Annotated in this window: 12 protein-coding genes; 3 read left to right on the top strand and 9 right to left on the bottom strand. The window is 73.3% G+C overall.

Annotated features, from left to right (window positions below; genetic code table 11):
* Positions 1 to 18 precede the first annotated feature (18 nt).
* On the top strand, positions 19 to 312 hold the full coding sequence (locus PV419_RS03695; RefSeq protein ID WP_319686156.1) for a hypothetical protein: 294 nt from the start codon (positions 19 to 21) through the stop codon (positions 310 to 312).
* 42 nt (positions 313 to 354) lie between these two features.
* On the opposite strand, the gene PV419_RS03690 is transcribed toward PV419_RS03695, so the two are convergent.
* The 3 genes from PV419_RS03690 to PV419_RS03680 are packed head-to-tail and all read right to left on the bottom strand — an operon-like array spanning position 355 to position 3,626.
* Positions 355 to 1,452: a prenyltransferase/squalene oxidase repeat-containing protein gene (locus tag PV419_RS03690; protein WP_319686155.1), complete on the bottom strand. Its 1,098-nt coding sequence runs from the start codon at positions 1,450 to 1,452 to the stop codon at positions 355 to 357.
* Positions 1,449 to 2,183 (bottom strand): class I SAM-dependent methyltransferase, encoded by a 735-nt coding sequence (locus tag PV419_RS03685; protein WP_319686154.1) that lies wholly within the window; start codon positions 2,181 to 2,183, stop codon positions 1,449 to 1,451. The genes PV419_RS03690 and PV419_RS03685 overlap by 4 nt, the downstream gene beginning before the upstream one ends.
* 60 nt (positions 2,184 to 2,243) lie before the next feature.
* Positions 2,244 to 3,626, bottom strand: coding sequence for a glycosyltransferase family 4 protein (locus PV419_RS03680; RefSeq protein WP_319686153.1), 1,383 nt, complete (start codon positions 3,624 to 3,626; stop codon positions 2,244 to 2,246).
* A gap of 395 nt (positions 3,627 to 4,021) precedes the next feature.
* Here PV419_RS03680 and PV419_RS03675 point away from each other — a divergent pair, with 395 nt between their 5' ends.
* Together PV419_RS03675 and PV419_RS03670 are read left to right on the top strand one after the other, a co-directional pair.
* Positions 4,022 to 4,693, top strand: a complete 672-nt coding sequence (locus tag PV419_RS03675; protein WP_319686152.1) for a TetR family transcriptional regulator — start codon at positions 4,022 to 4,024, stop codon at positions 4,691 to 4,693.
* A gap of 123 nt (positions 4,694 to 4,816) precedes the next feature.
* Entirely contained in the window at positions 4,817 to 5,449 is a 633-nt protein-coding gene (locus PV419_RS03670) for a response regulator transcription factor (RefSeq protein WP_319686214.1), read from the top strand.
* On the opposite strand, the gene PV419_RS03665 is transcribed toward PV419_RS03670, so the two are convergent.
* From PV419_RS03665 to PV419_RS03640, 6 genes are all read right to left on the bottom strand, one after another.
* Entirely contained in the window at positions 5,426 to 7,246 is a 1,821-nt protein-coding gene (locus PV419_RS03665; protein WP_319686213.1) for an ABC transporter ATP-binding protein, read from the bottom strand. The genes PV419_RS03670 and PV419_RS03665 overlap by 24 nt on opposite strands.
* Positions 7,247 to 7,343: 97 nt before the next feature.
* Positions 7,344 to 9,167, bottom strand: coding sequence for an ABC transporter ATP-binding protein (locus tag PV419_RS03660; RefSeq protein ID WP_319686151.1), 1,824 nt, complete (start codon positions 9,165 to 9,167; stop codon positions 7,344 to 7,346).
* Positions 9,168 to 9,395: 228 nt separating this feature from the next.
* A complete protein-coding gene (locus PV419_RS03655) occupies positions 9,396 to 9,530 on the bottom strand; it encodes a SapB/AmfS family lanthipeptide (protein ID WP_014180165.1) in 135 nt (44 codons plus the stop codon).
* Positions 9,531 to 9,624: 94 nt separating this feature from the next.
* Entirely contained in the window at positions 9,625 to 12,303 is a 2,679-nt protein-coding gene (gene lanKC / locus PV419_RS03650; RefSeq protein WP_319686150.1) for a class III lanthionine synthetase LanKC, read from the bottom strand.
* A gap of 176 nt (positions 12,304 to 12,479) precedes the next feature.
* Positions 12,480 to 12,740, bottom strand: a complete 261-nt coding sequence (locus PV419_RS03645; protein WP_319686149.1) for a ferredoxin — start codon at positions 12,738 to 12,740, stop codon at positions 12,480 to 12,482.
* Positions 12,740 to 14,206, bottom strand: coding sequence for an aldehyde dehydrogenase (locus tag PV419_RS03640; protein WP_319686148.1), 1,467 nt, complete (start codon positions 14,204 to 14,206; stop codon positions 12,740 to 12,742). Before PV419_RS03640 ends, PV419_RS03645 begins: the two co-directional genes overlap by 1 nt.
* Positions 14,207 to 14,288: the final 82 nt, after the last annotated feature.

The raw sequence follows: 14,288 nt of genomic DNA, 5'->3' as shown, positions 1-14,288 counted from the left end.
CCGGGCAACCCGTCCGGCATGTCCCGAAGTTATCGCTATGGAAGCAATGAGGCAGCTCGAGTGGTGGCGGTCGCGGCGGACGTGACCGCGGTCATCCTCGGACTGTGGATCCTCTTCTCCCTCCTCGACGCCAACCGCGCGAACGACCTGGTGTCCTTCGTCCATGACGCCGCCCGGTGGCTGGCGAGCTGGTCGTACGACCTGTTCACCATGGACACCGACTGGCTGCGGACCGTACTGAACTACGGTCTGCCCGCCCTCGTCTACGTGATCGTCGGCCATGCGCTGGCCGCGCGCATCCGGCGGAACTGAGGCGGCGCGGCCCGAAGCGGTACGGCGGCCGAGGCCCGGCCGCTATCCGCAGCAGTCCGAGTCCAGCCCGCGCGGCAGCCGCTCCCCGCCGAAGACCACCGTGGTCGCCTCGTCCCCGCCCAGCGCTGCCGCCGCCAGCAGCAGCGAGCCCGCGGTCCAGGTGGTGCGCTCCTCGGGCCAGACGGCGTCGTCCTCGAAGACGTAGCCCGTCCAGTACATCCCGTCCTCCGCGCGCAGCGGGGACTGGATCCACCGCAGTATCTCCACCGCCCGGTCGGACTCCCCCATCACCCACAGCGCGAGGGCGAGTTCACAGCTCTCGCCGCCGGTGACCCAGGGGTTGGTGGACAGGCAGCGCACGCCCAGGCCGGGGACGACGAAGCGGTCCCAGTCCGCCTCGATGCGCTCCTTGGCCGCGGCGCCGGTGAGGGCCCCGCCGAGCACCGGGTAGTACCAGTCCATCGAGTAGTGGTCCTTGTTGAGGAACCGCTCGGGGTGGTGGCGGATGGCGTGCCCCAGCAGCCCCGCCGACAGCTCCCAGTCCGGCTGGGGCTCCTCGCGGTGCTCCGCGATGGCCAGGGCGCAGCGCAGCGCCTGGTAGATGGAGGAGGAGCCGGTGAGCAGGGCGTCGGTGGCCGCGCTGCCGTCGGCCTCGCGCCGCCAGCCGATCTGCCCGCCGGGCTGCTGCAGGCCGAGGACGAACTCGACGGCGGCGGCGACGGTCGGCCAGACGCGGTCCAGGAAGGCGTCGTCGCCGGTGGCCAGGTAGTGGTGCCAGACGCCGACGGCGATGTAGGCGCAGAAGTTGGACTCCCGGCCGGGGTCGTCGGGGTGCGCCGCGTCGACCCCGTTCGCGGTGTCGGGGTAGGCGGCGCACCAGGACCCGTCGGGGTTCTGGTGGCGGGCCAGCCAGTCGTACGCGGCCTCGGCGCGCTCCCGCTCGCCCGCCGTGTCCAGCGCCATCGCGGCCTCGATGTGGTCCCACGGGTCGAGGTGATGGCCGCGGAACCACGGGATGGCCCCGTCGCCGCGCTGGACGGCGGCGATGCCCGCGACCGTCCGCGTGACCTGCTCCGCGGTCAGCACGCCGGGCAGGACGAGGCGTTCGGTGCGGCCGGGCCCAGGGCCGAAGGCCGTCACGCCTCCTCCTGGGAGGGGGTGTGCGGCTTGGTCGCGTACGCCACGAAGCTCTTGCCGATGACCGGGTTCAGGGCCCGCTCGGCGACCCGGGTGGCCAGCGGCTTCTTCATGATGTCCCACACCAGCAGCTTGTGGTACGCCCGGACGGGCAGGGCCTTGTCGTTGTCCACCCCGAAGGCGCATTTGAGCCACCAGTAGGGGCTGTGCAGCGCGTGGGCGTGGTGGGTGCCGTAGGGGCGCAGCCCGGCCTCGCGCATCCTGCCGAGGAGTTCCTCGGCGCGGTAGATGCGGATGTGGCCGCCCTCGACCTCGTGGTACGCGTCGGACAGCGTCCAGCAGACCTTCTCAGGACCGTAGCGCGGCACGGTGACCGCGATCCGGCCGCCGGGGCGCAGCACCCGCACCATCTCCGCCAGCACCCCCTTGTCGTCGGGGATGTGCTCCATCACCTCGGAGATGATGACGACGTCGAAGCTGTCGTCGGGGAAGGGCAGGGACAGCGCGTCGCCCTCCATGGCGGTGGCCGTCGCGCCCGCGGGGGCCTCGCCCGCCTCCTTCATGGCGGCGAACCACTTGGCGACTTCCCGTATCTCCTCGCCGTTGCGGTCGAGGGCGACGACCCGCGCGCCGCGCCGGTAACACTCGAAGGCGTGCCGGCCGGCGCCGCAGCCCAGGTCGAGTACGCGATCGCCGGGGGCGAGCGGGAAGCGGGAGAAATCGACGGTCAGCACGGTGATCTGCCTTCTGATCTGGGGGATTCCGGCGGGTCGGGCTGCGGGAAGGGAGGGCGGTCAGACGGGGCGACGGGCGGCGGCGCGGGCCGCGGGCCGGGGGCGGGGGGCTCCGGCCCGCGCCGCGATGGCCTCGCGGTAGCGCTCCACCGTGCCGATCGCGGCCCGCTCCCAGGTGAAGTGCTCAAGGACCCGCTCACGGCCCGCCGCGCCCAGCTTCCGGCGCAGCTCCGCGTCGTCCAGGAGCCGGGTGAGCGCGGCGGCGAGCGCGCCCGCGTCGCCGGGCGGCACCGCGAGGCAGGTCTCGCCGTCGGGGCCGGCGACCTCGGGGATCGCGCCGCCGGTGGTGGCGACCAGCGGGGTGCCGGTGGCCATGGCCTCGGCGGCGGGGAGCGAGAACCCCTCGTACAGCGAGGGCACACAGGCGATCTGCGCGCCGCGCACCAGGTCGACGAGTTCGGCGTCGCTGATGCCCTTGACGAAGTCGACGGCGCCTTCGAGCCCGTACCGGGTCACGGCCTCGGCCACCGGGCCGGTCTCGGGGCGCTTGCCGACGACGACCAGATGCGCGTCGGGGTTCTCGGTGCGGACCTTCGCGAGCGCCTCCACGAGGTGGACCAGGCCCTTGAGCGGTACGTCCGCACTGGAGGTGGTGACGATCCGGCCGGGCACCTCGGGCACGGCGGGGTCCGGGGAGAACAGCCGGGTGTCCGCGCCTATGTGCACCACGTGCACCCGGCCCGGGCGCACCCCGAGCTGGTCGGCGATCTCCCGGCGGGAGGAGCCGGAGACGGTGAGCACGGAGGGCAGCCGCCGGGCCACCCGCTTCTGCATCCGGGTGAAGCCGTACCAGCGGCGCACCGAGGCGCGGCGCTTCCAGTCGGGCGCGGCGTCCAGGTCCAGCCGGCGGTCGACGGTGATCGGGTGGTGGATGGTGGTGACCAGCGGGAAGCCGGCGCGGTCCAGGTCCAGCAGGCCGTAGCCGAGGGTCTGGTTGTCGTGGACGACATCGAACTCACCGCGGCGGGCGGCCAGATGACGGCGGGCCCGCAGGCTGAAGGTCAGCGGCTCGGGGAAGCCGCCGGTCCACATCGTGGCGACCTCCAGGGCGTCGATCCAGTCGCGGAACTCCTCGCGCCGGGGCGTGCGGAAGGGGTCCGGCTGCCGGTAGAGGTCGAGGCTGGGCAGCTCGGTGAGGGTGACGCCCTCCTGGTCGTCGAGGACCGGGTACGGCTGGGAGCCGATGACCTCCACGGTGTGGCCGAGCCGGGCGAGTTCGCGGGAGAGGTGGCGTACGTAGACGCCCTGGCCCCCGCAGAACGGATTCCCCTTGTAGGTGAGCAGCGCGATCCGCAACGGTCCGTCCGGGTCCCTGTCGACGGTGACTGGAGGCGGGTCGGGAAGCGGTTCGGTGCCGGTCTCCTGCGCGGCCTCAGCGGTCACTCGGGCCCCCTCCTAGGTGCAACTCAGCGGGAGCGTAACCGCTCGCGTTTATCTAGAACAAGTTTCACTAGCAGATCGCCCGAGAAGTCTTGAAGATACCTGGTCAGGACATCGGCGCCGCCGCCGGGACGGGTGATCCGCACCCTGCGGACGCAGGTCGGGAGGTTCGGGGCGCGCGCGGGCGGCTCCCCCGGATACTCGCCAGTAGGGCCGCCACCTGTCTCAACTGCGCAAACGCCGGTGTGGCGGGTGACCCGCCGCGCTAACCTAGAACGAGTTTCAGTGGCTCCCGGACACCCGACACACCCCGTGACCCGTTGGCACACCCCGTCCCGGCCCCCGGGGACCGGTCGGCCGCCGGCGGATCACACCTGTACCGCACCGAAGTGAGACAGATGACCGCAGAAGCCAAGCCGGCCTCCCTGCAGCTGACCGAGCGGCAGGAGGCGCGCCGTCGGCGCATCCTGCACGCCAGTGCCCGGCTGGCCAGCCGCGGCGGCTTCGACGCGGTGCAGATGCGCGAGGTCGCCGAGAACTCGGGCGTGGCACTGGGCACGCTCTACCGCTACTTCCCGTCCAAGGTCCACCTGCTGGTGGCGACCATGCAGGACCAGCTGCAGCACATGCACGAGACGCTGCGCAAGCACCCCCCGACCGAGGAGGAGCCGACCACCCGGGTCGCCCAGACCCTGATGCGGGCCTTCCGGGCGCTGCAGCGCGAGCCGCATCTGGCGGACGCGATGGTTCGGGCGCTCACCTTCGCCGACCGCTCGGTCAGCCCGGAGGTGGACACCGTCTCCCGGCTCACCACCGCGATCATCCTCGACGCGATGGGGCTGGACGGGCCGCCGACCCCCGAGCAGCTCTCCGCCGTGCGCGTCATCGAGCACACCTGGCACTCGGCGCTGATCACCTGGCTGTCGGGGCGGGCCTCCATCGCCCAAGTGAAGATCGACATCGAGACGGTCTGCCGCCTCATCGACCTCACCGCCCCGCGCGGGGCGGGCGGCGGGGACGGCGCGCCGGGGGCGCAGACGGCGCGCGATCGGGCAGAGAAGCGCGAATGAGCTCTTTCGTGCGCCTGTGCGCCCCCCATTGGCTCAATATGCGCGTTCATGACAGGCGCAACCCCGGTAATCATCAACGACGCCCGGGACCGGGCAAACCACACGGGGTGGGAGGGGGCGCACGTGATCCGGGTACTTCTGGTGCATGACTCTTGCTTGCTGCGATCCGCGTTGGCAGCACTGATCGAAGCAGAACCGGACATCGAGGTGACGACGACATCATGGCGTGACGCGCGTAGCAGAGCCCGCACCGTACGACCGCACGTATGCGTGGTGGACACGGACTGTCCGGGCTCCAAGGGGGCCACGAGAAAAGGGGAGTTAGCCAGAATATACGGGGGAATATCCGAGGGGATGTCCGGCAAGGACAGCCGGTGCGAACTGCTGGTGCTGGCGGACGCGGAGCGGCCGGGGCGGCTGCGGCGGGCCCACGAGGCGCGGGCGCTCGGCTACATCGACCGGAACGCCTCGCCGGACCGGCTGCTGGACGGCATCCGGTGCGTCGCGAACAAGGAGCGTTTCATCGACGACTCCCTGGGCTACGGCTTTCTCCAGGCGGCCCAAATGCCGCTGACCGCGCGGGAGCTGAGCGTGCTCTCACTGGCCGCCGAAGGCGCCTCGATCGCCGAGATCGCCCGCAGCCTGCACCTGTCCAACGGGACCATACGCAACTACATGGCCGCGATCACCCGGAAGACCGGGGCGCGCAACCGCGTGGACGCCATCCGCATCTCACGGGGCGAGGGCTGGGTCTGACGCCCCGGCGCCCGACCGGCTCCCCGAGCTTTCCCAGCTTCCCGCGAGGTCGCGGTAGAGCGCCGAGCTCTCCAGCAGCTCGGCATGGCGGCCGCAGACCGTCTGCCGGCCGTCCATGACCAGCACGCGCTCCGCGCGGCGCGCCGAGCTCACGCGGTGGGCGATCACGATCAGGGTGGTGCCGGGACGCCGCGCGAAGGCCCGCTCCGCACGGGCCTCGGCGGCCGGGTCGAGATGGCAGGTCGCCTCGTCGAGCAGCACCACGGGAGCGGGCGAGAGATACGCGCGGGCGAGCGCGATCAGCTGGCGCTCCCCCGCGGACAGGGCGGCCGGGTCGACGTCGGCGTACGGCCCGCCGATCCGGGCCAGCAGCGCGTCGAGCCCCATGGTCTCGGCGGCGGCGAGGAGTTCGGCGTCCGTACGCGCGCCTGAGGCGGTGCCCGTGTCCGTGTCCGTGTCCGTGTCCGTGTCCGTGTCCGTGTCCGTGTCCGTGTCCGTGTCCGTGTCCGTGTCCGTGTCCGTGTCCGTGTCCGTGTCCGGGCACAGGTAACGGAGGTTGTCGGCGAGGGTGCCGGAGAAGACGTACGCCTCCTGCGGAATCAGCACCCGCAGCGCGGCCGGCCGTACGGCGCCGGGCCCTCGTACGGGCTCCCCGCACACCCGGACCTCGCCCGAGCGCGGCTCCAGCAGCCCCGCGATCAGCCCCGCGAGCGTGGACTTGCCGATGCCGCTCGGACCGACCACGGCCAGATGGCCGCCCGCCGGGATGTCGAGGTCCAGGTCCTCGACGACCGGGGCGGCCCGGTCGCCGTACGCGAAGGTGACCGAGCGCAGCTCAACAGCGGCGGAGGTGGGGCGCGCCGGCGCGCGGGCCGCCGCCTCGCCCGGGCCCGATTCGACCCCGTCGGGTACCGTCCCGGCCAGCCGCCGGATCACCACCGCCAGCCGGGAGCCGCCCGTGCCGAGCGCCTGCATCAGGCTCTGCAGGGCGGGCAGCAGCGACTGCTGCAGATAGGCCAGGGCCCCCACCAGCGCGCCCGTCGTCACCCCCCGCTCCAGCAGCCACGGGGCGGCCACCAGCATCAGCACGACGGGCAGCCGCCCGCCGACCCCGATGGCGACCACCCGCACCACGCCCCAGCGGGCGAGGGCGCGCGCCGCCCGGTACTCGGCGTCGATCCGCTCCCCCGCGTCCGCCCCGATCCGCTCCTCCGCCCCCGCCGCCGTGATGTCCCGCAGCCCGGAGGCGACGGCGCCCAGCTTCTCCGCGATGTTCTCGTCCGCTTCGAGGAACGCCTCCTGACGGCGGGCCATCGGGCGCAGCGTCGCCAAGAACAGCGCCAGCCCGAGGACCAGCGGCGGGAGGACGACGAGCAGCAGGACCGGGGCGAGCGAGAAGAGGCCGACGAGGGCGCCGGCGGCGACGAACACGAACGAACGGGAGACCATGACCAGGCCCGCGAAGGTGTCGCGGGCGATCTCCACCTGATGGGTGAGCCGGGAGACCGCCGTGCTGCCCCCACCACCCGCACCCCCACCGCCCCCCACGGCGTGCGTCACCACCCGGCGTACGAGCGCGTCGCGCAGCGGCTCGACGAGGGCGGCCATCGCCCGGTAGACGCGGCCGGTGCCGTACGCGCCGAGGGCCACGGCCAGCGCGGCGAGCCCCAGCCAGGCCAGCCCGACGCCCCGCTCCCCCGCCAGGAAGCCGTCGTCCAGCGCCCGGGCCAGCGCGTATCCGCCCACGAACGTCTGTCCGGATTCCAGCACCGACCACGCCGCGAGCCGCAGCAGCACCCGGCGCCGCCCGCGCAGAAAGCGAATGCCCTCGGCATATGGCCCCGGCCTACCCCCGCGCTCCCCGACCCGGCCGCCCGTTTTGTCCGGCCCGAATTCAGCCACCCTGAATTCCCCCGTCCACTTGCGGCACTTCGGTTCCGTCCGGCTTGCCGGAGATCTCCGGTGCGGCGAACACCGCCCGGTAGCCGTCCAACTCCCAGAGTTCGGCGTGGCGCCCGGCCGCCCGTACCCGCCCGTCCTCCAGCCAGACCACCAGATCCGCGCGGGCCGCCGTCGCCGCGCGATGGGCGACGATCACCCGGGTACGGGGCCGGGCGCCCAGGAGGTGGCCGGACAGCGCCTGGGTCACCCGCAACTCGGTGACGGTGTCCAGGCTCGAGGTGGCGTCGTCGAGGATCAGCACCCGGCCCTGGTGGGCGAACGCCCGTGCCAGGCCCAGGCGTTGGGTCTCGCCACCCGACAGCGGGGCCTTGGCGCAGGGCGTGTCGTACCCGTCCGGGAGCAGCCGTACGAAGTCGTCGGCGCAGGCCGCGCGCGCCGCCCGGACGACCCGCCCGGGCGGTGGCGGGGCCGGTCCCATCGCGATGGTCCCGCCGATCGTGCCGCCGAGCAGCGCGGGGCGCTCGAAGGCGTAGCCGATCGCTCGGCGCAACGCGTCGTGGGTGAGTTCGGGCAGCGGCACGCCGTCGAGCAGCACCTCGCCGCCGTCCGGGTCGGCGAGCCGCCCGGCGATCGCGGCCAGCGTCGACTTGCCGGACCCGGAGCGGCCGACCACGGCGAGGCAGCGCCCGCCCGGCACCACCACGTCGACACCGCACAGCACCGCACGCCCGCCGCGCGCCGCCCGGACCCCGCGCAGCTCCAGCGTCCCGTCCCCCGGCGGCAGCGAGCGCGTGCCGTACGCGGTGGCGGGCTCGGCCAGGACGGGCGCGAAGCGGCGGGCGGCGGTGCGGCTGCGCACCAGGCCGTTGAGGTGGCCGACCAGCATGCCGATGCCGGTGGCCAGCACCGCGTAGCGGGCGGCGGCCAGCAGATCGCCGACGCTCAGCTCCCCCGCCGTCAGCCGCAGCCCGGCCACGGCGACCACGGCGATCTGCAGCAGCGGCACGATCGCGGCGGCCCACGCGGCGGAGCGCCCCTGGACCCGCCACATGCGATGCCCCTGACGGCTGAGCTCGGGCAGCGGCGCGAGCACCCGCGCCCGCTCCCTGCCGCCCGTCCCCGCCGCCGCGATGGTCCGCGCCCCGCCCAGCGCCTCCACCAGACGGCCCGCGATCTCGCCCTGGCTGTGCTGGTAGCGGGCGACGCTGTCGGTGGTGTCCCGGACGAACGAGCGCAGCAGGACGGCGAGAAGCGGCAGCCCGACGAGGAAGGCGACGGCGAGCCACGGGTCGATGAGAGCCAGCGCGACCAGCCCACCGACCGGGGTGACGACGGCGGCCAGCGCGGAGGCGAGCGCGGTCGGCGCGGTCCCGGCCTGCGCGGCGTTGCCCACGAGCCGGGTCACCAGATCCCCGGCCGCGAGCCGCCGCCCCGCGCGCGGCCCGGCGCTCAGCGTATGGCGCAGCAGGCGGCGGCGCAGCCAGGCGATGGAGCGGGCGTTGGCGGTGCCGGTGAGGAGCGAGTCCAGCGCGTCCAGCACCACGAGCAGACAGGTGAGCCCCGCGCTCCCGAGCACCCAGCGCCGGGCCTCGGCACCGTGGGCATCGGCGAGCAGGACGTCGAGCGTACGGCCGAGGACGGCGGGGAGGGCGAGCCCGACGGCGGCGGACGCGGTGGTGAGGCAGAAGACGGCGACGACACGCCCCGCGCTGTGCCGCAGCGCCCCCCGCAACAGCCGCTCGCCCGTACGGCCGGCGGGCGGGTGGGGGGCGGCGGCGGTGTCTGTGGTGGCGTCCGCCGGGGTGGAAGAGGCCATGCGGGGCAGGTCCTCGCCTCCTCGCGAGTGGGGTGTCGTGCGGGCGGCGGTCCGGCCGAGCACGGCCGGCGACGCCGGGCGGCGCGGGCGCCCGCCCGAAATCGCGCAGGCCCCGCGCCGGTCCGGAAGCCCGGCGCGGGGCCGCGGGGTGCGGTGGGCCGATCCCCGCGTGGACGCGGTCCCGGCGGGTCGTGCCGCCGGGACCGCGTTGGTGCCGGACCGGTCAGGTCACAGGCACAGGAGGTTGCTGTGCGAGCTGTGCTTGTCACAGAGCAGCAGGCTCACGCTGCTTTCGCCGCCGCCACCGCCGCCGAAGTCCTCGGACTCCTCGGTCTCGAGCGTCTGGAGGTCGAGCAGTGTCATGGTCGTTCCTCTCTCTCAATATCCCTGGGGATGGGTTTCTTGTGTTTCCTTGCGTGGTGCGTTTTCTTGCTGCGACCCCTGGCGGGGGCCGGTCCTAGGGCCGCCTGAGCGGCGGCAGGAAGGGCAGGCCGACCGGTTCGGCCTGCGGCGGGGCGCAGGCCGCGCCGAGTGCGAGCAGGCAGCCCGCGGTTCCGGTGGCCAGATCCATCGAGAGGCGCATCATCTGTTCGCCGGGGAAGGCGAGATGCCCCTGGTACGGCACGGCGTACCAGCCCAGGCCCGCGATCTGCGCCGCGAGCCGTCCGGGCGCGAGGTTGGGGGTGGTGGTGCGGCCGAGGTGCAGCACCATCCCGGCGCGGCCGTTGAACAGCCCCGGCTGGGCGTAGTAGCGCAGCGACGCCGCGGCCGCGATGCCACCGCGTGCCGCCTCGAAGTCGGGGTCGGCGCGGTGCGCGAGCCAGCTGTCGAGGACCATCCCGATCCCGACGCTTCCCGCGCCCAGGTACGGCATGGTGCGGAAGCCCTCGTCGACGAGCAGCGTGCCGTGCCGGTCCCGGACGCAGCGGTCCAGGTCCTGGCGGAGCGCGGCGGCGGCGAGGTCGAGCAGCGCCGGGTCGCCGGAGTGCTCGTACAGCCGCAGGAAGAGCAGCGCCGGGCCGCTCGCGCCGTGCAGCAGTCCGGCCCGCTTGCCGGTCAGCCGCACCCCGGCCTCCCCGTCCGCCCGGTCCCCGCCCAGCCGGTCGGCGAGCAGCCGCGCCGCCTCCCAGGCCCGCTCGCGCAGCCCCGCCTCGCCGGTCGCCCGGGCGAGGTGGTCCAAGGTCAGGCCGACGCCCGCGAGGCCGCCGTGCAGGTCCGGTGCAAGCCGCTGCCACTTCTCGTCGAGGACCCGCTCGACGATCTCCAGCGCGCGCTCGGTGTGGCCGAGCCGCTCCAGGACGTACGCCACGCCCGCCAGCCCGTCGTAGAAGCCGAGCGGGGTGCCGCGCGGGGGCGGGGCGGTGTGCCGCAGCAGCCACTCCTCCCCCGCCTCGAACCGCCCGGCGCCGGTCTGGTCGAGCGCGTGGAGAACACCTGCCGCGCCGTGCGCCACCCCGAGCCCGCCGCCGTCGGCGAACTGGCCGATGTCGCCCGGGAAGAGCCGGTCGTCGCGCTCGGGCGTGGCCGAGGCGCGGATGGCGCGGGCCATCGAGTCACGGCTGCGGGGCCAGTCCGCGGGGTCCACGGGCACATACGAGCCGCCGCCGCGGCCCGTCGCCCCCGTCGAGCCACCGTGCTCACCATCGCTACCCACCGCACCCGCCGAGCCACCGTGCCCGCCGCCCGCGATCACCTCCACCGCCTCGTCCAGGAAGGCCCGGTCGACCGGGAACTGCCCGGCCGCCACCTCCGCCAGGTGCGCCGCCTTCCCGCGGTCCACCACCAGCAGCGTGGTCATCGGTACGAAGAGGGCGAGCCGCAGACACGCGAGCGCGTAGCGGTCCACCTCGAACCCCCGGCGGTCGAGCGGGGCGACGAAGCCGGGGTGGGCGATGGCCTGCCGCCGCCCCTCGCCGATGTGCGCGGCCGCCTCGAAGTCCAGCAGCATGACGGACGACTCGTCGGGGCTGACCATGATGTTGAACATGTGCAGGTCGTTGAAGACCACCCCGCGTCCGTGGACCGCGGCGACGGCCTCCTCGACCATGCCGTGGATCCGCAGCGCCCAGCGGGTGTACTCGGCGACCGCGGCCGGGTCCGGCTCGGCGGCCAACAGCGGGTGGCGCTGCGCGAAGAAGGAGTTGAGGGTGCGGCCCGCGACATGGTCCATCACCAGGAAGCGGTGGTCGCCGAGGGTGAACCAGTCACGCACCTCCGGCGCCACGCCCAGCCCCGACAGCCGCTCCAGGGCGGCCTTCTCCCGCTCCAGTCGGGTGACGGCGTCCGCCCCGTCCGAGGCCAGCCCGGCGTACGGGCGCGCCTCCTTGAGGACCACCTTCGCTCCGGTGCGGGTGTCCGTCCCCACGTAGACCCCGCCGCCGTTGGAGAAGTGCAGGGCCTTCTCGATGCGGTACGGGAGGTCGGCGACCGTGGTGGCGTTGCGGGCGGCCAGCTGCGGCGCGAGGAAGTCGGGCAGCGTCACCCACTCGGGGAGGTGGAAGGCGGGGTCGCGGCGGTCCGGGACGAGCCTGCCGGACGGGTCCTCGATGGCGGGCACCAGCGTGCCGCCGGCGCCGGAGCCGTCGGCGTCATCGACACAGTAGCGCTGTGCGAAGCCGCCGTAGCGCACATACAGCGGGCCGTCCTGCCAGCGCAGATCGGTCAGGATGTACGGGCCTGGCTCGCCCGCCAGCAGGTCGCCCAATTCACGGAGAATGGTGTGGAGTTCCACCTCGTCGGCCGGGTAGATCGTGGCGAACTTCCCGCTGGAGCCGCGCCCCGCGTATTTCGAGTTGCGCAGGTGCAGCGCATGCGCGGTGGGCACGAATTTAAAGGGTATTTCCCTGGGCACGCAGTAGTCCCAGACCTTGGCCGCGGTCTTTTCCGCGTTGTCGAGACAGGCCGAGACATGCACTTTCCAGCCCTGGCTCGGCCGGCCCGGCCGGGGAGTCCCGTCCGGCAGTACGGGGTTGACGTGCAGCCAGTCCCCGGAGGTGAACGTCTCCCACCCGTCCGGGACGGCGCGCTGGGCGGCCTCGTAGCCGGATGCGGAGTCCCCCGCATCGGCGGACAGTCGGTCGGGGGTCTCATAGAAATATCTGTCGGCAAGACAGAAGACCTCATACCTTTTGTCCATCGCGTCCCCCTCGGCGTGATGGCCTAGAGATTTCCACGCCACCACCGAGGGGAACAGTCACATCCGTCACGAAGAGACCGTGCAATACGCATGAGTAAGTTCGATGAACTGCAGTTCGAAATGCATGAACTGCAGTTCGAAATTTACCGCGCCCCGTCCATCGGGGCACGGCTCGGCTATTCGTCCGGGGGGAATACCTGCTCGCCCCGGGAGCCGCCGCCCCCGCCCGCCTCACCGCCGATGAGCCGGATGGCGATGGCCTCGACCGGGCACCCCTCGGCCGCCGTCAGCACCGCCTCCGACGCGTCCGTCTCCGCCGCGACCGGATGCGACTGCCGAGCCGCGTCGAGCCGGAACCCACCGGGCGCGGCACTCACACACAGCCCCGAGCCGATGCAGACGTCGCGGTCCACCTCGACCTGCCAGCGGTCGCCCATCAGCCCTGCTCCCCGTCCCAGCCCTGCGGCAGGTGGATCATCTTGTGCTCCAGGAACGAGGAGAAGCCCTCGGGCCCGAACTCCCGCCCCAGGCCGGAGTTCTTGTAGCCGCCGAACGGCCCGAGCATGTCGAGGCTGAAGGTGTTGACGGAGTACGTACCGGTACGGATCCGGCGCGCGAGCTCGATGCCGTGCGCCACGTCCGCGGTCCATACGCTGCCGGACAGGCCGTAGTCGGAGTCGTCGGCGATGCGCACCGCCTCTTCCTCCTCCCCGTACGGCAGCAGGCAGATCACCGGCCCGAAGATCTCCTCGCGGGCGATCCGCATGCCGTTGTCGACGTCGCCGAACAGCGTCGGCTCGACGTACCAGCCCTTGTCACGGTCCGCCGGGCGCCCGCCGCCCGTCAGGACCTTGGCGCCCTCCCGCTGCCCGGTGGCGATGTAGTCCAGCGACCGCTGCTGCTGGCGCCGCGCCACCAGCGGGCCGACCTGGGTCGCGGGGTCCAGCGGGTCGCCGACGACCAGGGCCGAGGCGGCGGCCGCGAAGCGGTCGGCGATCTCGTCGTAGTGGCTGCGCGGGGCGAGGATACGGGTCTGGGCGACGCACGCCTGTCCGTTGTTCATCCACGCGTTGGGCACGATCCCGGCGACCGCCGCGTCCAGGTCGGCGTCGGGCAGGATCACCGCGGCGGACTTCCCGCCCAGCTCCAGCGTCACCCGGGTCAGATTGCGCGAGGCGACCTCCATGACCCGCTTGCCCCCCGCGACCGAGCCGGTGAAGGACACCTTGTCCACGCCCGGGTGCCCGACCAGGTACTCACTGACCTCGCGGTCCGCCGGGAGGATCGACAGCACCCCCTCAGGCAGCCCGGCCTCGGCCACAATCTCCGCCAGGATGTAGGAGTCCAGCGGGGTCTCCGGCGACGGCTTGAGGATCGCCGAGCAGCCTGCCAGCAGCGCGGGCGCCAGCTTCGCCGCCGCCGTGAACTGCGGGACGTTCCACGGCACCACGGCCGCGACCACCCCGACCGGCTCGCGCCGCACCAGCAGCGGGCCCAGGACCCCGGCGCGCCGTTCCTCGAAGACGAAGTCGCGCGCCACCGTGATCGCGGAATCCCACACCATCAGCGCGCCGAGCGCCTGGCCCAGCACGCTCCAGGAGTACGGGGAGCCGTTCTGCGCGCTGATGGCCTTGGCGATCTCCTCGTGGCGGGCGGCGACGGCGTCCTTGACGCGGGTGACGACCGCGATCCGCTCCTCCAGCGACGCCCGGGCCCAGGGCCCCTCCTCGAAGGCGGTGCGCGCCGCCGCGACCGCGCGGTCCACGTCCTCGCGCGAGGCGTGCGGCACCCGCCCGATGACCGCCTCGGTGTGCGGCGAGACGACCTCGATCACATCCGTGCCGGCCGGATCGGCCAATGCGCCGCCGATGAAGAGCTGTCCGTGCTCGATGAGGTCGCTCATCGCCGAGCCTCCCGCCCGCTCACCCTGATCTGACATTGATCTGACGCTCCATCAGAACTGATACCAGTTCTCGTTATAGTGG

The organism is Streptomyces sp. ME19-01-6, from assembly GCF_033793745.1.
Lineage (GTDB): Bacteria > Actinomycetota > Actinomycetes > Streptomycetales > Streptomycetaceae > Streptomyces.
The sequence above is the reverse complement of the archived record's forward strand: the minus strand, read 5'-3'. Positions and strand labels throughout refer to the sequence as shown.

Excerpts from the sequence above, each read along its gene's own strand:
- lanKC (WP_319686150.1), bottom strand. The coding sequence starts at position 12,303 with ATGGACAAAAGGTATGAGGTCTTCTGTCTTGCCGACAGATATTTCTAT.
- PV419_RS03645 (WP_319686149.1), bottom strand. The coding sequence starts at position 12,740 with ATGGGCGACCGCTGGCAGGTCGAGGTGGACCGCGACGTCTGCATCGGC.
- PV419_RS03695 (WP_319686156.1), top strand. The coding sequence starts at position 19 with ATGTCCCGAAGTTATCGCTATGGAAGCAATGAGGCAGCTCGAGTGGTG.
- PV419_RS03675 (WP_319686152.1), top strand. The coding sequence starts at position 4,022 with ATGACCGCAGAAGCCAAGCCGGCCTCCCTGCAGCTGACCGAGCGGCAG.
- PV419_RS03655 (WP_014180165.1), bottom strand. The coding sequence starts at position 9,530 with ATGACACTGCTCGACCTCCAGACGCTCGAGACCGAGGAGTCCGAGGAC.
- PV419_RS03660 (WP_319686151.1), bottom strand. The coding sequence starts at position 9,167 with ATGGCCTCTTCCACCCCGGCGGACGCCACCACAGACACCGCCGCCGCC.
- PV419_RS03640 (WP_319686148.1), bottom strand. The coding sequence starts at position 14,206 with ATGAGCGACCTCATCGAGCACGGACAGCTCTTCATCGGCGGCGCATTG.